The organism is Escherichia sp. WS3227_2, from assembly GCF_046486495.1.
Taxonomy (GTDB): domain Bacteria; phylum Pseudomonadota; class Gammaproteobacteria; order Enterobacterales; family Enterobacteriaceae; genus Escherichia; species Escherichia coli.
In genome coordinates, this window is the sequence record NZ_JBJQLG010000007.1 from 191,841 (window position 1) to 210,792 (window position 18,952).

12 protein-coding genes are annotated in these 18,952 nt (G+C 49.6%); 5 read left to right on the plus strand and 7 right to left on the minus strand.

Annotated features, from left to right (window positions below; translation table 11 throughout):
• The first annotated feature begins 9 nt into the window (after positions 1–9).
• Entirely contained in the window at positions 10–3,123 is a 3,114-nt protein-coding gene (gene mdtF, locus ACJHXB_RS12165; protein WP_042097927.1) for a multidrug efflux pump RND permease MdtF, read from the plus strand.
• Between the two features lie 362 nt (positions 3,124–3,485).
• Here the strand turns inward: mdtF and gadW are convergent, their stop codons facing one another.
• The 4 genes from gadW to ccp form a co-directional block, all read right to left on the minus strand.
• Positions 3,486–4,214, minus strand: coding sequence for an acid resistance transcriptional activator GadW (gadW, locus tag ACJHXB_RS12170; RefSeq protein WP_001521544.1), 729 nt, complete (start codon positions 4,212–4,214; stop codon positions 3,486–3,488).
• A 368-nt stretch (positions 4,215–4,582) separates the two neighbouring features.
• Positions 4,583–5,407, minus strand: coding sequence for an acid resistance transcriptional activator GadX (gene gadX / locus ACJHXB_RS12175; protein ID WP_097446916.1), 825 nt, complete (start codon positions 5,405–5,407; stop codon positions 4,583–4,585).
• A gap of 358 nt (positions 5,408–5,765) precedes the next feature.
• Positions 5,766–7,166 carry a glutamate decarboxylase gene (locus ACJHXB_RS12180; RefSeq protein ID WP_000372259.1) on the minus strand — a complete coding sequence of 467 codons (1,401 nt, stop codon included), beginning with the start codon at positions 7,164–7,166 and terminating at the stop codon, positions 5,766–5,768.
• A 210-nt stretch (positions 7,167–7,376) separates the two neighbouring features.
• Positions 7,377–8,774, minus strand: a complete 1,398-nt coding sequence (ccp, locus tag ACJHXB_RS12185; protein WP_000784813.1) for a cytochrome c peroxidase — start codon at positions 8,772–8,774, stop codon at positions 7,377–7,379.
• 404 nt (positions 8,775–9,178) lie between these two features.
• Between ccp and ACJHXB_RS12190 the strand changes: the two genes are divergently transcribed.
• Entirely contained in the window at positions 9,179–10,828 is a 1,650-nt protein-coding gene (locus ACJHXB_RS12190) for an alpha,alpha-trehalase (RefSeq protein ID WP_000934212.1), read from the plus strand.
• Positions 10,829–10,878: 50 nt separating this feature from the next.
• On the opposite strand, the gene ACJHXB_RS12195 is transcribed toward ACJHXB_RS12190, so the two are convergent.
• Entirely contained in the window at positions 10,879–11,481 is a 603-nt protein-coding gene (locus tag ACJHXB_RS12195; protein ID WP_001167676.1) for a helix-turn-helix transcriptional regulator, read from the minus strand.
• Between the two features lie 519 nt (positions 11,482–12,000).
• Between ACJHXB_RS12195 and ACJHXB_RS12200 the strand changes: the two genes are divergently transcribed.
• From ACJHXB_RS12200 to ACJHXB_RS12210, 3 genes are all read left to right on the plus strand, one after another.
• A complete protein-coding gene (locus tag ACJHXB_RS12200) occupies positions 12,001–12,900 on the plus strand; it encodes a LysR family transcriptional regulator (protein WP_001493482.1) in 900 nt (299 codons plus the stop codon).
• A 48-nt stretch (positions 12,901–12,948) separates the two neighbouring features.
• Entirely contained in the window at positions 12,949–13,962 is a 1,014-nt protein-coding gene (yhjD, locus tag ACJHXB_RS12205) for an inner membrane protein YhjD (protein WP_000191257.1), read from the plus strand.
• A 410-nt stretch (positions 13,963–14,372) separates the two neighbouring features.
• Positions 14,373–15,695 carry an MFS transporter gene (locus ACJHXB_RS12210; RefSeq protein WP_001149023.1) on the plus strand — a complete coding sequence of 441 codons (1,323 nt, stop codon included), beginning with the start codon at positions 14,373–14,375 and terminating at the stop codon, positions 15,693–15,695.
• Between the two features lie 181 nt (positions 15,696–15,876).
• On the opposite strand, the gene ACJHXB_RS12215 is transcribed toward ACJHXB_RS12210, so the two are convergent.
• Positions 15,877–17,937 (minus strand): AsmA family protein, encoded by a 2,061-nt coding sequence (locus ACJHXB_RS12215; protein ID WP_001469366.1) that lies wholly within the window; start codon positions 17,935–17,937, stop codon positions 15,877–15,879.
• Positions 17,938–18,006: 69 nt separating this feature from the next.
• Positions 18,007–18,774: a cyclic-guanylate-specific phosphodiesterase gene (pdeH, locus tag ACJHXB_RS12220; protein ID WP_001469364.1), complete on the minus strand. Its 768-nt coding sequence runs from the start codon at positions 18,772–18,774 to the stop codon at positions 18,007–18,009.
• Positions 18,775–18,952: the final 178 nt, after the last annotated feature.

Genomic DNA, 18,952 nt, shown 5'->3' on the forward strand with positions numbered 1-18,952 from the left:
GGGACTTTCATGGCTAACTATTTTATTGATCGCCCGGTTTTTGCCTGGGTACTTGCCATTATTATGATGCTTGCAGGCGGTCTGGCGATCATGAACTTACCGGTTGCGCAGTATCCGCAGATTGCGCCACCGACCATAACCGTCAGCGCAACCTATCCAGGTGCCGATGCGCAAACGGTAGAAGACTCGGTCACTCAGGTGATTGAGCAAAATATGAATGGGCTTGATGGCCTGATGTACATGTCTTCAACCAGTGATGCGGCGGGCAATGCCTCTATCACTCTGACCTTCGAGACTGGGACATCTCCTGATATCGCACAGGTTCAGGTGCAAAATAAACTGCAACTCGCTATGCCTTCATTACCTGAAGCGGTGCAGCAGCAGGGGATTAGCGTCGATAAGTCGAGCAGTAATATCCTGATGGTAGCGGCGTTTATTTCTGATAACGGCAGCCTCAACCAGTACGATATCGCGGACTATGTAGCGTCTAATATCAAAGACCCGCTAAGCCGTACCGCGGGCGTTGGTAGCGTACAGCTCTTTGGTTCCGAGTACGCCATGCGTATCTGGCTGGACCCGCAAAAACTCAATAAATACAATCTGGTACCTTCCGATGTTATTTCCCAGATTAAGGTGCAGAACAACCAGATTTCTGGTGGTCAACTGGGTGGCATGCCACAGGCGGCAGACCAGCAACTAAACGCCTCGATCATTGTGCAGACGCGTCTGCAAACGCCGGAAGAATTTGGCAAAATCCTGTTGAAAGTTCAGCAAGATGGTTCGCAAGTGCTGCTGCGTGATGTCGCCCGCGTCGAACTTGGAGCGGAAGATTATTCCACCGTGGCGCGCTATAACGGCAAACCTGCTGCCGGGATCGCCATCAAACTGGCTACCGGAGCAAACGCCCTGGATACCTCGCGGGCAGTCAAAGAGGAGCTGAACCGCTTATCAGCCTATTTCCCCGCAAGTCTGAAGACGGTTTATCCTTACGACACCACGCCGTTTATCGAAATTTCTATTCAGGAAGTTTTTAAAACACTGGTTGAGGCTATCATCCTCGTCTTCCTGGTCATGTATCTGTTTTTGCAGAATTTCCGTGCCACAATCATCCCGACGATTGCCGTACCGGTGGTTATTCTCGGGACGTTTGCGATCTTGTCGGCGGTCGGTTTCACCATCAACACGTTAACTATGTTCGGGATGGTGCTGGCGATAGGGTTACTGGTGGATGACGCCATCGTGGTGGTGGAGAACGTCGAGCGTGTCATTGCGGAAGATAAGCTACCGCCGAAGGAAGCAACGCATAAATCGATGGGGCAGATCCAACGTGCGCTGGTCGGGATTGCCGTTGTTCTTTCCGCAGTGTTTATGCCGATGGCCTTTATGAGCGGTGCAACCGGGGAGATCTACCGCCAGTTCTCCATCACGCTGATCTCCTCCATGCTGCTTTCAGTATTTGTGGCAATGAGCCTGACCCCTGCCCTGTGCGCCACCATTCTGAAAGCCGCGCCGGAAGGCGGTCATAAACCTAACGCCCTGTTCGCACGCTTCAACACGCTGTTTGAAAAATCAACTCAGCACTATACCGATAGCACCCGCTCGCTGTTGCGTTGTACCGGTCGCTACATGGTGGTCTACCTCCTGATTTGCGCCGGGATGGCGGTGCTGTTCCTGCGCACGCCGACCTCTTTCTTACCAGAAGAGGATCAGGGGGTATTTATGACCACCGCGCAGTTACCTTCCGGTGCCACCATGGTTAACACCACGAAAGTGCTGCAACAGGTGACGGATTATTATCTGACTAAAGAGAAAGATAATGTTCAGTCGGTGTTTACCGTTGGCGGCTTTGGCTTCAGCGGCCAGGGGCAAAACAACGGTCTGGCGTTTATCAGCCTCAAGCCGTGGTCTGAACGTGTCGGTGAGGAAAACTCGGTTACCGCGATCATTCAGCGGGCAATGATTGCGCTAAGCAGTATCAATAAAGCCGTCGTCTTCCCGTTCAACTTACCCGCGGTGGCTGAACTGGGTACCGCGTCAGGTTTTGATATGGAACTGCTGGACAACGGTAACCTGGGGCACGAAAAACTAACCCAGGCACGAAACGAGCTATTATCACTGGCAGCGCAATCACCGAATCAGGTCACCGGGGTACGCCCGAACGGCCTGGAAGATACGCCGATGTTCAAAGTGAACGTCAACGCCGCGAAAGCTGAGGCAATGGGTGTGGCGCTGTCTGATATCAACCAGACAATTTCCACCGCCTTCGGCAGCAGCTACGTGAACGACTTCCTCAACCAGGGGCGGGTGAAAAAAGTGTATGTCCAGGCAGGCACGCCGTTCCGTATGTTGCCGGATAACATCAACCAATGGTATGTACGCAACGCCTCTGGCACGATGGCACCGCTTTCTGCCTACTCGTCTACCGAATGGACCTATGGTTCACCGCGACTGGAACGCTACAACGGCATCCCGTCAATGGAGATTTTAGGTGAAGCGGCGGCCGGGAAAAGTACCGGTGACGCCATGAAATTTATGGCAGACCTGGTCGCTAAACTTCCGGCAGGCGTCGGCTACTCATGGACCGGACTGTCGTATCAGGAAGCGTTATCCTCAAATCAGGCTCCCACGCTGTATGCCATTTCACTGGTCGTGGTGTTCCTCGCCCTCGCCGCACTTTATGAGAGCTGGTCAATTCCGTTCTCGGTGATGTTGGTTGTACCGTTAGGCGTCGTTGGCGCATTACTGGCCACCGATCTACGCGGCTTAAGTAATGACGTCTACTTCCAGGTTGGTTTGCTGACCACCATCGGGCTTTCCGCCAAGAACGCCATCCTGATTGTCGAATTTGCCGTTGAGATGATGCAGAAAGAAGGGAAAACGCCGATAGAGGCAATCATCGAAGCGGCGCGGATGCGTTTACGCCCAATCCTGATGACCTCTCTGGCCTTTATTCTCGGCGTGCTGCCGCTGGTTATCAGTCATGGTGCCGGTTCTGGCGCGCAAAATGCGGTTGGTACCGGCGTGATGGGCGGGATGTTTGCCGCAACAGTGCTGGCAATTTACTTCGTTCCGGTCTTTTTCGTTGTAGTGGAACATCTCTTTGCCCGCTTTAAAAAAGCGTAACGTGTAAATGAGAGTAAGGTTGAACGTGAGGGTTCAGCCTTACTCTTTCCTGCCAACCATTCACCACTCAACAACCAGCTAACCGTCAGGAATACCAGGCTTAGTACACAGCACTGAAAGTAGAAACCACTCCAGCCATTCGTCATCAATTTGAATAACACAATAGTGACCCACATTCCCGTAATCGTATGAATTGTCAGCTTAATAATCCCAAACATGCCGAGTCTTTTCCTCCTGAAAATACCTATACCGCCTGGCAAACTGCGAAAGAGAACTAGCCGGTAGCCCGGCAGAAATCATCAGGGAAGAGTTTCACATGAAGCAGGTGTGAGATCCTGACCAATATTCAAATGCAAAATATGTCAGGAAAAGGTACCTGGCGAATGTTGCGCAAACTGATGTGGCGTTACACCATAATATTGTCGAAATGTGTTTATAAAGTACGACGTACTGCTATAGCCACATTTTTCCGCAATAGTATGCAGAGGAATTTGACGTAACTCGAGTAATCGTCTGGCCATCGACATCCTGGAGGCGAGTAATATTTTACTGAAACAGGTATTTTCATCCTGCAACTTTTTTTTGATGAGACTCTCGCTGGTATACATTCTTTCCGCAATATCGCGCAGATACCAACGTTTGGCGATATCAAAGCTAATAAGGCGTTCAACTTTTCCTGAAACAGTACTGATACTATTGAAAAGTAAGGGGATCAGTTCTTTCTTATGAGAAAACATCGATAAACAGGAAAGATAGAGCATTTTGCTCAGTATCGGTGAATTTACCCCTGATTCATTGAAACTATCAAAAATCGCCGTCACCAGCGGCATGGGGGGTGACTGGTTAATTAACAGACGGTCTTTGCTATGTAACCCTAAATTGCGTGGTATCTGACGAATATTTTGTAAGTAATGGCAAACTGTCAGCTCATCGATATCCAGTCGTCGCGTATCCGGTGAACAAAACGCAAAATCGTCTGCCAAATTTTTATCCAGTAACAGGATACTCTCGTTGTGCAACGATATTTTTTGCTGTTCATGATAAATATCGAATGAACGACGAACGAGGATCACCGAGCAGACATGAGTCATGACTATCCCTTATATTTCATTACTGCGATTATTTCAATTTCAGTATACTAATGAAATGATGCCAGACTGTTTCTTAGCGCAAAAACTGCCAGATTTGGTAGGACCAAAATTTATCCACAAAGTAGTTTTGCATAACAGTTAATTGATAATAAGTAAATGCAACACGAATATATTTTCGCACAGCGTATAGCTTATGTTTATAAAAAAATGGCTGATCTTATTTCCAGTAAAAGTTATATTTAACTTACTGAGAGCACAAAGTTTCCCGTGCCAACAGGGAGTGTTATAACGGTTTATTAGTCTGGAGACGGCAGACTATCCTCTTCCCGGTCCCCTATGCCGGGTTTTTTTTATCTCTGAGTAAAACTCTATAATCTTATTCCTTCCGTAGAACGGTCAGTGCCGTAAAAATTCCCTTGTGCAACAATACTTGCCGCCGGGTCACGGTTCGGCAATCCCTGCGCCGATCGCTCCTGATACTCTGTGGGCGTCATCCCATAATAATTTCGAAAAACGTAAATGAAATACGACACGCTGTGATATCCACAGGACACTGCAACTCGCTTAATTGAAACCCCATATATAACAATAAGTTGTAAAGCACGCTGCATCCTACACTCAGTAAGCAACTGTGAATATGACGTACCTTCTTCGCGCAATTTTTTCTTTAACAGGCTTGGGCTCATCAACAATTCGCTAGCGATTCGGGCTAATGTCCACTCATGGGCGATATTATTATTGATGACCGTACAAACTCGTGTTCGCATATTCGGTTGCAACACGTTCAGAAGTAACGGTATAAACTGCATATCCTCAAGAAAAACAGATAATAACGCAAAGATTAATGCCCTTTTACGTAGCATTTCTGCATAGCGAAGATTCTTATTCTGCGATAGTTGCGCAACTTCCTGAAAAACAGGAATATCTCTGGTACAGTGATGAACGAGTAATGCAGGAACTTTTTTATGTGCATGAAGTTTTAATGCCTCCTCCTTGAGCATCGGGAGAAATAATGAAAGCGTGTCTCTTGAAACTAATACGAAATTCTCAACACACTTATCCACTTGAATTTGGCTTGCATCCGCAAAAACCAGATCACCGCCATTAAAATAGCGATATTCACCATTAACCATGGTGAGAATATATTTATGTCTTGCGTACGCAATTAGACAATTACCATGTAGTGGTTGCATAGTTGACTTAATATTACATAAACATATTACTGTTTATTAATGTAGCACGCCGCCCTCTTAAGTCAAATTGATTGATAAATAAATTTAAACGAAGCGGGAAAACAGGATGATAATCTACGGCAGGATGACTGGATTTATAATACAAAAGGCGTGCTTAAGAACACGGTGAAATTAATAGTAAGCAAATAATCCCTTGCAGTGACATTAAAAATATCCGTTACATTGAATAAACATTCATATAACATATATCTTATCAACACGATGAATAGACAGCCAATATATTATTGCGATTAATAAGCAACCGAATGCCCAACTGTTTTTTAAAGGTTGGGTATTCGGTTTTTACAACGTTATGTTATCAGGTGTGTTTAAAGCTGTTCTGCTGGGCAATACCCTGCAGTTTCGGGTGATCGCTGAGATATTTCAGGGAGGCTTTGTAGTCTTCCAGCAACAGTTCAGCAAAGTCCATTTCGAAGCCACGACGACACATAATGCGCATCACCACGATGTCGGTGGCTTCACCGCCGAGAGTGAAGGCCGGAACCTGCCAGCCGCGCAGACGCAGACGTTCAGAGAGGTCGTAGAGGGTGTATCCCGGATCTTCACCATCTTTCAGTTTGAAGCAAACCGCCGGGATGCCTTCGTCCGGGCGACCGGTACAGATGAACTCATACGGCCCCAGTTTGGCGATTTCATCCGCCAGATAAGCGGCAACCTGGTAGGAAGCGTTCTGTACTTTGGTATAGCCTTCACGACCGAGGCGCAGGAATTCATAGTACTGTGCAATTACCTGACCCGCCGGGCGGGAGAAGTTGATGGCGAAAGTCCCAATCTGACCACCGAGGTAGTCAACGTTGAACACCAGTTCCTGCGGCAGCGCTTCTTCATCACGCCAGATAACCCAGCCGCAGCCCAGCGGAGCCAGACCGAATTTATGGCCTGAAGCACTGATCGATTTCACACGCGGCAGGCGGAAGTCCCAGACGATATCCGGGGCGACGAACGGTGCCAGGAAGCCACCGCTGGCGGCGTCGATGTGCATGTCGATGTCGATACCGGTGTCGGCCTGGAATTTATCCAGCGCATCGTGCAGCGGCTGCGGGAACTCATAGTTACCGGTGTAGGTCACGCCGAAAGTCGGCACCACGCCGATGGTGTTTTCGTCGCAGGCTTCAATCATGCGTTTCGGGTCCATAAACAACTGACCGGGGCGCATAGGGATCTCACGCAGCTCCACATCCCAGTAGCGGGCAAATTTATGCCAGCAGATTTGTACCGGACCGCACACCAGGTTTGGTTTGTTGGTCGGCTTACCTGCGGCTTCCATACGCTTGCGCCAACGCCATTTCATCGCCATCCCGCCGAGCATACAGGCCTCGGAAGAACCAATGGTGTTGGTGCCAACGGCCTGACCATTTTTCGGCGCAGGCGCATGCCACAGATCGGCAACCATGTTTACGCAACGCAGGTCGATGGCTGCAGATTGCGGATATTCTTCTTTGTCGATCCAGTTTTTATTGATCGACAAATCCATCAATTTATGGACGTTTTCGTCGTCCCAGGTCTGGCAGAAAGTGGCCAGGTTCTGACGAGCGTTGCCATCAAGATATAATTCATCATTGATAATCTGGAATGCGACATCATCGCGCATTTCGTGCAGCGGAAATCGTTTTGACTCCGCGATAGTAGAAATGGCCTTTGCGCCAAAACGTGAATCGAGTAGTTCTGAGCGGAAATCCGTTAACAGCTTCTGGTCCATTTCGAACTCCTTAAATTTATTTGAAGGCAATAAAAAAGTAGGATTTATCCGCAATGGAAGCAAGGCATTACAGGCTTAATTTAAATAACAAAATCCTAAGCAGAAAAACGACTTTTTATAATATAAACATTTAACATGATAATATTAAAAACAGACTTTATTATCGTAATAAAAATCGCCCAAACATTCCTGTTCGGGCGATTAAATTAATTATTGTTTATCCTGCATATACGGCGTGTAAACCCCGTTCAGACTGTGCAGGAAAGCTACGATATCATCCACATCCTCCTGCGGCAGCTCTTTGCCTACCTGATAGCGCAACATCAGTTTCACCGCCCCGTCCAGCGTCGGCACATCACCGCGATGGAAGTACGGTGCCGTTAGTGCAACGTTACGTAAACCGGGTACTTTCTGACGCAATTTATCGCGCTCTTCTTTAGTAACATTCATACGACCAATATCCGCCGCCGTAATTTCACCAAAGTTAAAGTCTTTTTTCAGCCCCAACGGTTCGAAGGAACGTCCGCCGAGAATAATACCACCATGACAAGTTGCACATTTATTATCTTTAAATAATTGATAGCCTTTTTTCTGTTGTGCCGTCAGCGCATTCTCATCTCCACGCAACCATTTATCAAATGGGGAATCCGGCGTAATTAATGTTTTCTCAAATTCAGCAATGGCATCAGTAATATTTTCGCCACTGAAACCTTGCGGATAGACTTCGAGGAACTGCGCTTTAAGCTGCGGATCTTTTTCCAGCTTAGCAATAATTTCGTCCCAGGATTTCGACGCCATTTCAATCGGATTCAACGGCGGTCCACCAGCCTGATCCTGCAATGTTGCCGCACGACCATCCCAGAACTGCTCAACGTTAAATACTGAGTTAAATACCGTCGGCGCGTTAATCGGCCCCACTGCGCCACCAACACCAATCGATGTTTTTCTGCCATCGACGCCCCCCGCATTCAACGCATGGCAATGAGCGCATGAAATGGTGCTATCAGCCGATAAACGGGGATCGTGATACAGCGCAAAGCCCAACGCCACTTTTTGCGCATCGGTAGGCAGTTTTTGCGGGATGGGCTGCACCGGTTCATTGTGATGCTCCGGAGCAGTATCATTACTGGCGTAATATTCTGCGCGTTGTTTTGCAATCCAGGCGAGTATTTCCGCCCGCTCTTCATCACTCACCTTACCCGCCCAGTGTAGCGCGGTATAACGCGTTGGTGGCATGGTTTCATACTGCATCACCCATTCAATCTTATTCAGATCGCTTTGCGAAACGGGTTTATCAGCCAGCAGAGCCGCACGCACGGCCTCGAGGTTAAAAGATTTATATCCAAGCTTAATGTCGTAATCCATCAACTGTTTCGCGCCAGGAATATAATAATAGGCGGGTAATTCTGCCGAAGGCGTGTGGCAATAGTCGCATCCTTTTTCGCGGAGAAAGCCTAAAACCTTATTATTTTCACTGACAGCAGATGCCTGAACATCAGCCTGTTTACTGCGTTTATTATCGTGGTACCACACATAACCAGATAACCCTAAATAGCAAATCGCGACGCCAGCCAGGCCGATCGCGGTAATACGTGAGACCATTTTCATTATTCTTCCCTCACGGTGGTGAGTTATTGTGACCCAGAAAATTTTCCAGAATGCTGCAAACGTCTCTGCGAGACAAAGCCATCATAAAAAACAGGGAAATATGCTTTTTGATAGGAATCAATCAATTACATGAATATAAACTATCAATAAGATAGCCTGTGCCTATTACCCAGATCAGGAATGGCATATCATGATTGCGGCGAGAGCAGAATTGAATGTTCTGAAAATGAAAAACAACACGAAATCTGTATTTTTATAAATTCCATGGATATTAGTACGTTATATTTTTTGACAGGTTAATAAACGTGATCCACCGCACGGTTTGTCGCCCACCAGGCGGAGCGAATGACTACCCTTAAAGAAAAGCCCGATAATTAGCGACGAATTTCGGAGGTTGGATCCTTATGCTCAATCAGAAAATTCAAAACCCTAATCCAGACGAACTGATGATCGAGGTCGATCTCTGCTATGAGCTGGACCCGTATGAATTAAAACTGGATGAGATGATCGAGGCAGAACCGGAACCCGAGATGATTGAAGGGCTGCCCGCCTCTGATGCGCTGACGCCTGCCGATCGCTATCTCGAACTGTTCGAGCATGTTCAGTCGGCGAAAATTTTCCCCGACAGTAAAACCTTTCCCGACTGCGCACCTAAAATGGACCCGCTGGATATCTTAATCCGCTACCGTAAAGTGCGCCGTCATCGTGATTTTGACTTGCGCAAGTTTGTTGAAAACCACTTCTGGCTGCCGGAGGTCTACTCCAGCGAGTATGTATCGGACCCGCAAAATTCCCTGAAAGAGCATATCGACCAGCTGTGGCCGGTGCTAACCCGCGAACCGCAGGATCACATTCCGTGGTCTTCTCTGCTGGCGCTGCCGCAGTCATATATTGTCCCGGGCGGCCGTTTTAGCGAAACCTACTATTGGGATTCCTATTTCACCATGCTGGGGCTGGCGGAAAGTGGTCGGGAAGATTTGCTGAAATGCATGGCCGATAACTTCGCCTGGATGATCGAAAACTACGGTCACATCCCCAACGGCAACCGCACCTATTATTTGAGCCGCTCGCAACCACCGGTTTTTGCGCTGATGGTGGAGTTGTTTGAAGAAGATGGTGTACGCGGTGCGCGCCGCTATCTCGACCACCTGAAAATGGAATATGCCTTCTGGATGGACGGTGCAGAATCGTTGATCCCTAATCAGGCCTATCGCCATGTTGTGCGGATGCCGGACGGATCGCTGCTCAACCGTTACTGGGACGATCGCGACACACCGCGTGACGAATCCTGGCTTGAGGACGTTGAAACCGCGAAACATTCTGGTCGCCCGCCCAACGAGGTGTACCGCGATTTACGCGCGGGGGCGGCCTCCGGTTGGGATTACTCTTCCCGCTGGCTGCGTGATACTGGTCGTCTGGCGAGCATTCGTACCACCCAGTTCATCCCCATCGATCTGAATGCCTTCCTGTTTAAACTGGAGAGCGCCATCGCCAACATCTCGGCGCTGAAAGGCGAGAAAGAGACAGAAGCACTGTTCCGCCAGAAGGCCTGTGCCCGTCGCGATGCGGTAAACCGTTACCTCTGGGATGATGAAAACGGTATCTACCGCGATTACGACTGGCGACGCGAGCAACTGGCGCTGTTTTCCGCTGCCGCCATTGTGCCGCTCTATGTCGGTATGGCGAACCATGAACAGGCCGATCGTCTGGCAAACGCCGTGCGCAGCCGATTACTGACACCTGGCGGGATTCTGGCAAGCGAGTACGAAACCGGTGAACAGTGGGATAAACCCAACGGCTGGGCACCGTTACAATGGATGGCGATTCAGGGATTTAAAATGTATGGCGATGACCTTCTGGGTGATGAAATCGCGCGCAGCTGGCTGAAGACGGTGAATCAGTTCTATCTGGAACAGCACAAACTGATCGAGAAATACCATATTGCCGATGGTGTTCCCCGCGAAGGCGGCGGTGGCGAGTATCCGTTGCAGGATGGGTTTGGCTGGACTAACGGTGTGGTGCGCCGTTTAATTGGTTTGTACGGTGAACCATAATATTTTTACAGCCAGCCGCTAACTTCCTGCTGGCTGTAAAATTATCCTCTTCAGGAGGAGATATTTAACATCATTGCCGCCTGGGTGCGATTTTTCACTTCCAGACGGCGATACAGGGATTCCAGATGCGCTTTTACCGTTCCGGTACTGATATTCAGCGCCCTGCCGATCTCCTTATTTGATTCGCCCGCCGCTAACATGGTTAAAATCTCCCGCTGGCGGGCGCTTAACGATTTGAGATCTTTAATGTCCTTTTCCGGCGTCGTCCGCCAGTCTCCAGGCAGAAACATCATCCCCATCGCCGCACTATTTACCGCCAACGCAAATGTCTCGACGGTTGAATCACGAGGCACAATGGCCAGCACATTAAAATGGATAACTTCCTGTAACCACCGTTTATTGCAATCCGTCGCCGTAATTAACACCTTAACCTCAGGAAATTGCACCACGGTTTTTTGCAGCAACCAGTAACAAAACTCACCATCCTGATCGCCATCGAGCATCACTAAGGCTTCAGGGTAACTTTCCAGCTTTTGCCATAACTCGTCTGCCTGACTGGCCCCCTGAATACTCACTCCTGGAATACGTTGCTGTAAACTGATTTTCATTCCATGAATAAATATTGACTGCCTGTCAAACATGACTATTTGCATAACTGAATCTCCACCTGAATACGTTAAAAAGACTTAAGTAGTGGAAGGGTATTACCCGCGAGAAAAAATAAGAATTCGCCATTTGGCGGTGGCCATTCTACAGAGATGACGCGTAGAAAATAGTTACCGATATAAATAGTTACAGCTAAACGCCTGAAATTACATGTCGAGGGCACTATTTAAAACAATTTTGAGGATTTCCTTATATTAGTGGTTAGTACGCATGCAATTAAAAATGAAATTCCGCGACCACAAGCCAAAATAACAAATGGCAATGAGACAAAAATAAGCACAAATAGCCAATACGTCCTCTGTTCACTTTAAAGGGAATCGCTGAAAAATACGCTCTGTTTAAGGGGATTCACCTTTCTCAGAAAGCTATTCCTCCCTTTTCCTACTGAGAAATCGCCACATTCGTCATGACAACATTGTGAAACCCGGCATTAGATGTTAGAAAAAACAATAAACAATGCGATATGCGCGTTACTGTTTCGTTGTGAACAACAATCGGTCAAAGAAATGGATAAAATTCACGCAATGCAGTTGTTCATCAAAGTCGCGGAGCTGGAAAGTTTTTCCCGCGCGGCGGATTTCTTTGCTTTGCCAAAGGGAAGTGTTTCGCGCCAGATACAGGCACTGGAACATCAACTTGGCACCCAGCTTCTCCAGCGCACCACGCGACGGGTCAAACTCACGCCAGAAGGCATGACCTATTATCAACGGGCAAAAGATGTGTTGAGTAATCTCAGCGAACTGGACGGTCTGTTTCAACAGGATGCCACCAGTATCAGCGGTAAATTACGCATCGACATCCCGCCAGGAATCGCGAAAAGCCTGTTACTGCCGCGTCTGTCGGAATTTCTCTATCTGCATCCGGGAATTGAGCTGGAGCTGAGTAGCCATGACCGTCCGGTAGATATTCTTCACGATGGTTTTGATTGCGTGATACGCACTGGCGCGTTACCGGAAGATGGCGTTATCGCCCGTCCCCTCGGCAAACTGACCATGGTCAACTGTGCCAGTCCGCACTATCTGACGCGCTTTGGTTATCCGCAAAGCCCCGATGATCTGACTTCACACGCAATAGTGCGTTATACACCGCACCTGGGTGTACATCCGTTAGGTTTTGAGGTTGCCAGCGTTAATGGCGTCCAGTGGTTTAAGTCTGGCGGCATGTTGACGGTAAACAGTAGCGAAAACTATCTCGCCGCCGGTCTTGCCGGTCTGGGGATTATTCAGATCCCGCGCATTGCCGTGCGCGAAGCCCTGCGTGCCGGGCGGCTTATTGAAGTATTACCTGGCTACCGTGCCGAGCCGCTCTCCCTTTCGCTGGTTTATCCGCAGCGTCGGGAGCTTTCCCGGCGTGTAAACCTGTTTATGCAGTGGCTGGCTGGCGTAATGAAAGAGTACCTGGACTGACCGACTATACTTTTTAAGAATGACCACGACAGAAGGACAAAAGAGCGGATGACGCAGGAAAACGAGATCAAACGTCCCACCCAGGATCTGGAGCACGAGCCGATTAAGCAGTTGGATAATAGCGAGAAAGGCGGCAAAGTTAGCCAGGCGCTGGAAACCGTCACCACCACTGCCGAAAAAGTCCAACGCCAACCGGTTATTGCGCACCTGATTCGCGCAACAGAACGCTTTAACGATCGGCTGGGTAACCAGTTTGGTGCGGCTATCACCTATTTCTCATTTTTATCGATGATCCCGATTTTGATGGTGTCGTTTGCCGCAGGGGGCTTTGTGCTGGCCTCCCATCCGATGTTGCTACAGGATATCTTCGACAAAATTCTGCAAAACATCAGCGATCCGACGCTAGCCGCCACGTTGAAAAACACCATCAACACCGCCGTTCAGCAGCGTACTACCGTAGGGCTTGTCGGCCTGGCGGTGGCACTTTATTCCGGCATCAACTGGATGGGTAACCTGCGTGAAGCGATTCGCGCCCAGTCACGCGATGTCTGGGAACGCTCGCCGCAAGATCAGGAGAAGTTCTGGGTAAAATATCTGCGTGATTTTATTTCGCTGATTGGTTTGTTGATTGCACTGATTGTGACGCTTTCGATCACCTCGGTTGCCGGTTCGGCGCAGCAAATGATTATTAGCGCCCTGCACCTGAACAGCATTGAGTGGCTGAAACCGACGTGGCGGTTGATTGGCCTGGCGATTTCCATCTTCGCCAACTATCTGCTTTTCTTCTGGATCTTCTGGCGCTTGCCGCGCCACCGTCCGCGCAAAAAAGCCCTGATTCGCGGAACATTTCTGGCTGCGATTGGTTTTGAAGTGATTAAAATCGTGATGACCTACACCCTGCCATCGCTGATGAAATCCCCCTCTGGCGCAGCATTTGGTTCCGTGCTGGGACTGATGGCATTTTTCTACTTCTTCGCCCGTTTGACGCTGTTTTGCGCGGCGTGGATTGCCACCGCCGAATATAAAGACGACCCGCGAATGCCGGGGAAAACGCAGCCTTAAAATATGCCGGATGCGGCGTAAACGCCTTATCCGGCATACGAATTTATTCGGCCTGGCTCCCCGTAGGCCGGATAAGATGCGCCAGCATCGCATCCGGCTATAATGCGCACATAACCTCTTAAAACTCTTTCCCAGAGCCTCTTTAGCCATCTATTCGGGAGCAAACAATTTCATACCAACTCATAACCCCAGCATATAAATCCAGTTGGTAACTTTTATTTAACCTGAAACCAGTTTTATCCACCATTTATAAAATTATGTGAAGCATTTCATAGAAGAAAAATCACTGGCCTAAACATTATCCCCTTTTTGCCTGATTTTTGACCATTTTCGCGATTTGTTACACATTGAAATATCACTTTTGCTGTGCGTAATATGGCTATTCGTTAGCCAAAAAATAAGAAAAGATTATGCAAGCAACAGCCACAACACTCGACCAAGAGCAAGAATACACGCCGATCAACTCGCGTAATAAAGTCCTTGTCGCCTCTCTCATTGGCACGGCCATTGAGTTCTTCGACTTTTATATTTACGCCACTGCGGCCGTTATTGTGTTTCCGCATATCTTCTTCCCGCAGGGCGATCCTACGGCAGCAACGCTACAGTCGCTTGCCACCTTCGCCATCGCCTTCGTCGCTCGCCCCATTGGCTCTGCCGTTTTTGGTCATTTTGGCGATCGCGTTGGGCGTAAAGCGACGCTGGTCGCCTCGTTGCTAACGATGGGGATTTCGACCGTGGTGATTGGTCTGCTGCCGGGCTATGCCACGATTGGTATTTTCGCCCCGCTGCTGCTGGCGCTGGCTCGATTTGGTCAAGGTCTGGGCTTAGGCGGTGAATGGGGCGGCGCGGCGCTGCTGGCGACTGAAAACGCCCCACCGCGCAAACGTGCACTGTATGGCTCCTTCCCGCAACTGGGCGCACCGATTGGCTTCTTCTTTGCCAACGGCACTTTCTTGCTGCTTTCCTGGCTACTGACCGACGAGCAGTTTATGAGCTGGGGCTGGCGTGTGCCATTTATCTTCTCGGCGGTGCTGGTCATTATCGGCCTGTATGTTCGCGTGTCGCTGCATGAGTCGCCGGTGTTTGAGAAAGTCGCTAAAGCGAAAAAGCAGGTGAAGATCCCGCTGGGTACGCTGCTGACCAAACATGTTCGCGTAACCGTACTGGGTACGTTCATTATGCTGGCAACCTATACGCTGTTTTACATCATGACGGTCTACTCTATGACCTTCAGTACCGCCGCCGCGCCAGTTGGGCTTGGCCTGCCGCGTAACGAAGTGTTGTGGATGCTGATGATGGCAGTTATTGGTTTTGGCGTGATGGTGCCAGTCGCCGGATTACTGGCTGATGCCTTTGGTCGCCGTAAAAGCATGGTAATCATCACCACGCTGATCATCCTGTTCGCGCTGTTCGCCTTTAACCCGCTGCTCGGTTCTGGCAACCCGATTCTGGTTTTTGCCTTCCTGCTGCTGGGGTTAAGTCTGATGGGACTGACCTTCGGGCCGATGGGCGCGCTGTTACCAGAGCTGTTCCCGACAGAAGTGCGTTACACCGGAGCATCGTTCTCTTACAACGTAGCGTCGATTCTCGGGGCTTCCGTTGCGCCGTATATCGCAGCCTGGTTGCAGACTAACTACGGGTTAGGTGCGGTGGGGTTATATCTGGCGGCGATGGCTGGCTTGACCTTAATCGCCCTACTGCTGACCCATGAGACGCGACATCAATCGTTGTAATAAGAGTGAAAAGCCTGATGCGCTACGCTTATCAGGCCTGAATTTCCATACAATATATTGAATTCGCAAAGATTTGTAGGACGGATAAGGCGTTCACGCCGCATCCGGCATGAACAAAGCACACTTTGCCAACACTCTAAATCTGTTTAATTGCCGGATGTCAGACATCCGGCAATTATCATCACTTCTTCATCTGCGACAAAATTGTCCGGCACTGATTAGCCTCCCCTTCGGAAGGTGAGATCAGCGCCAGTAACGCCGCCGCTGGCGTAACCAGCGTTGCCAGTGCCGCCGCAACAGCACCACGGGCAATCAACGGCCCGGCTTTCACCCCAGCCTGCGGATTTTTAAATGTCCCACGCACATACAGCGGCGAACGCAGCGTGATAATCCGAATCCCTTTACTTTCTGGATCGATAGTCAAATCCAGTTGCTCCGAAGCAAAACTTGCCGTGCCGGTAACATTGATCAACGCATTCTCAGTATCAAAAGCAAAAATCTGCGGACGCGCCACGCCGTTGGCAATATCCAGATTCGCCGCCGCACAGTTCACCCGCACCTCATCGTCACCAAATATCGCACCGACAATGTAGTTACCGACATTCAGCCCGACAATCTCCATCAGGTTGCGGCTCACCAGCCCGTCATTCATCAACAGTTTCAGGTTGCCGTTACTGTTGCCTAAAAGCGCCGCCACCGAGTTACCGCTACCGCGTAGTTCCGCGTCACCGTTCATTTCCCCCAGCGTCTTCTGCATCAGTTCCACATCGGGCATCAGTTCTTTCAGTTTCAGTCGACGAGCCTGAATATCTGCCCGCCCCTGCATCGGTTTTTTATCACCTTCCAGATGAATATTCGCCGCAATGCTGCCGCCCGCCATGCCAAATTTCAGCGGTTGCAGGCGCAGGTCAGCATTTTTGAGGATGATATGAGTAGAAAGATCGCTAATCGGCAGGCTACTGCCATGCTCAATGCGCCGCCCTTTGAAGCGAACATCGGCATCCATGACGTCCCATTTATCGGTTTCGAAGCGGTCATAAGGCAGCACTTTGCCCGCAGGCTGAACGCTTTTTTCGCCCTTCTTCTGTTCAGACCGTTTCGACTTTTCTGCCCCTTTCCCGGAATCAACGCCAATCAACGGTCCCAGGTCCGCCAGCCGCAATTGCCGCGACTCGACATCACCTTCCAGTTTTGGTCGTGGCTTGCCGGTGGTGTAGACCAGAGAACCGTGGATATCGCTATCGCCAATTCGCCCATTAAAACCGCGATAATCAAAGACCGACGATTTTTCAGTGTCGATTTTCGCTACCAGCCGACCATCCGTTTCAAACGGCGGGGTATCGGGCAGCAGAACGCCCGTCAGTTCATAGAGATCACCCAGCGAATCGCCAGAAAATTTAAGCCGTAAATCGACACCACCCATCTTCATTGGGTCATTCACGACGCCATCAAAAGCAACACGGGTGTTACCAGAGCGGAAATCAGCCTGTACCGGAAACGGCGTCCCTTCGCCACGCAGCGCCAGCATACCGCCTATTTTTCCCGTACCAGTGAGCGGCTCTCCGTTATAACGTCCCTGCGCCTTCAGGCCAAAAACGTAATCACCCACCTTTTCTTTATCCGCTTTACCTTTCGATCCAGTAACTTCGCTGAACGGCAGCGCCTTGCCTAACGGATCGACAAAAATTTCCAGATCCGCTTTGCTTACTTTGTCATCAATGGCGATCCGCCCTTGATCGAACAGAATATTATCCAGCCGAAACGACCATGCCGACGGCTTTGCAGTCGCGTCTTTGTTATCATCGTTGGCGAGATTAAAGGTCCAGTTATTGTTCTTTTCTGAGAGGCGAATCAGGCGTGCGTCGGGCTTTTCGAGCTTGATCCACGGTAGCCAGACCGTTTTGGTCAGCAGCGCCAGCGGGGCCAGTGTTGCCTCTACGCGTGGCAAATGCACCATTGTGACTTCGGGAATATCTGGTGGGTTGCCGAGAATGATGTCTTCCGCGTGTATATGGGGCCACGGCACCCAGCTGCGCCAGCCAGTTTCTTGTTTTTGTCGCTCCCACACCACGCCCAGATCGCCACGGATAGCGAACGGACGATTCAACTCCGCAGAGACTTTCTGGTTGATGGTCGGTTTGAGTCGATTCCAGTCAAAAGTTGCAATCAAAATGATCGCCACGACAATCAACAACAAGAAAGCCCCTGAAATCGCAGCGGTTATTTTGCCTGCCTTGCTCATCGTTCGCTTCCTCATATTCTTCCTGTGCCAGTCCTAAAGATAGTCCAGCCAGGCGGAAAATGAGGCAGCTTATAGCGCCAGAACCGCCGTATTCAGCGTTTCTATCGGTGCCGGGCGTGAAAGAAACCAGCCTTGTGCGGCGAATGCGGGCGAGTTCTGAACATCACGCCACTCTTCCGGTGTTTCTACGCCCTCGACAATCACCCCGCGACAATAGCGATTCATTAAATGTAAAAGCTGAGAAAAGAGTGTGCGTCCTTCCGGCGACTGACGCAGCATCACAAACAGCTCTCGCGCGATTTTGATGTAGTCATAACGCACTTCACTTAGCGCAGAGAAATTTGCCATCCCGGTGCCAAAATCATCCAGCCACAGCGGGCCAAATTCACACATCGAGGCAAAGGTTGAATCTTTCGGCAGACGGATGTGTTCCACCAGTTCGAAACGCAGCCAGGGAAGACGCTCAATCTGGCGCAGGATTTTTGGTTGCTGACGCAGGGCGATGAGCGTAGGGCCATCAATATTGACCGATGCCAGCAGGTCGTGCTCTACAAAGAAGTCGGCTTTTTGCGCCAGCAAATCAATCTGCTCTTTCACAACCTCCATCCGGTGGCTGACGGTGATTTCAGTAAAATAGCGATCCGGTGGCAGGCGTTGCGAAGGGTTCAAGGGATGCGTGACCAGCGTTAATAGCTCCACGGCCATTAACCGTCCGCATGTTTGATAGATCGGCTGCCAGGTGTAAGCACGCTCACACTGCAACCAAAAACGCCGTTCCTGCAAGCTCTCGATGCTTGCTTCAGGGTTGCTTATTCGCTGGATAACCTGCCTTATCATCAAAGATGTCCTGTGTTTAAAAGTGATGCTGCCCGGACTCGACAAAGATTATCGGCGCGCAAGGGCAGAACTTTACCGCCTGACCGGAGTAAATTTCCCCACTCCACAACGGAATCTTTCAGGAATACGTGCTGGCTCAAAAAAATAATGGAACACTGTTTTAATATGGTTGACCAGC

What these genes read in the sequence shown, in the direction of transcription:
- ACJHXB_RS12210 (WP_001149023.1), top strand. Translation starts at nt 14,373, where the DNA reads ATGCAAGCAACAGCCACAACACTCGACCAAGAGCAAGAATACACGCCG.
- ACJHXB_RS12190 (WP_000934212.1), top strand. Translation starts at nt 9,179, where the DNA reads ATGCTCAATCAGAAAATTCAAAACCCTAATCCAGACGAACTGATGATC.
- ACJHXB_RS12215 (WP_001469366.1), bottom strand. Translation starts at nt 17,937, where the DNA reads ATGAGCAAGGCAGGCAAAATAACCGCTGCGATTTCAGGGGCTTTCTTG.
- yhjD (WP_000191257.1), top strand. Translation starts at nt 12,949, where the DNA reads ATGACGCAGGAAAACGAGATCAAACGTCCCACCCAGGATCTGGAGCAC.
- gadW (WP_001521544.1), bottom strand. Translation starts at nt 4,214, where the DNA reads ATGACTCATGTCTGCTCGGTGATCCTCGTTCGTCGTTCATTCGATATT.
- gadX (WP_097446916.1), bottom strand. Translation starts at nt 5,407, where the DNA reads ATGCAACCACTACATGGTAATTGTCTAATTGCGTACGCAAGACATAAA.
- ACJHXB_RS12180 (WP_000372259.1), bottom strand. Translation starts at nt 7,166, where the DNA reads ATGGACCAGAAGCTGTTAACGGATTTCCGCTCAGAACTACTCGATTCA.
- mdtF (WP_042097927.1), top strand. Translation starts at nt 10, where the DNA reads ATGGCTAACTATTTTATTGATCGCCCGGTTTTTGCCTGGGTACTTGCC.
- ACJHXB_RS12200 (WP_001493482.1), top strand. Translation starts at nt 12,001, where the DNA reads ATGGATAAAATTCACGCAATGCAGTTGTTCATCAAAGTCGCGGAGCTG.
- pdeH (WP_001469364.1), bottom strand. Translation starts at nt 18,774, where the DNA reads ATGATAAGGCAGGTTATCCAGCGAATAAGCAACCCTGAAGCAAGCATC.
- ccp (WP_000784813.1), bottom strand. Translation starts at nt 8,774, where the DNA reads ATGAAAATGGTCTCACGTATTACCGCGATCGGCCTGGCTGGCGTCGCG.
- ACJHXB_RS12195 (WP_001167676.1), bottom strand. Translation starts at nt 11,481, where the DNA reads ATGCAAATAGTCATGTTTGACAGGCAGTCAATATTTATTCATGGAATG.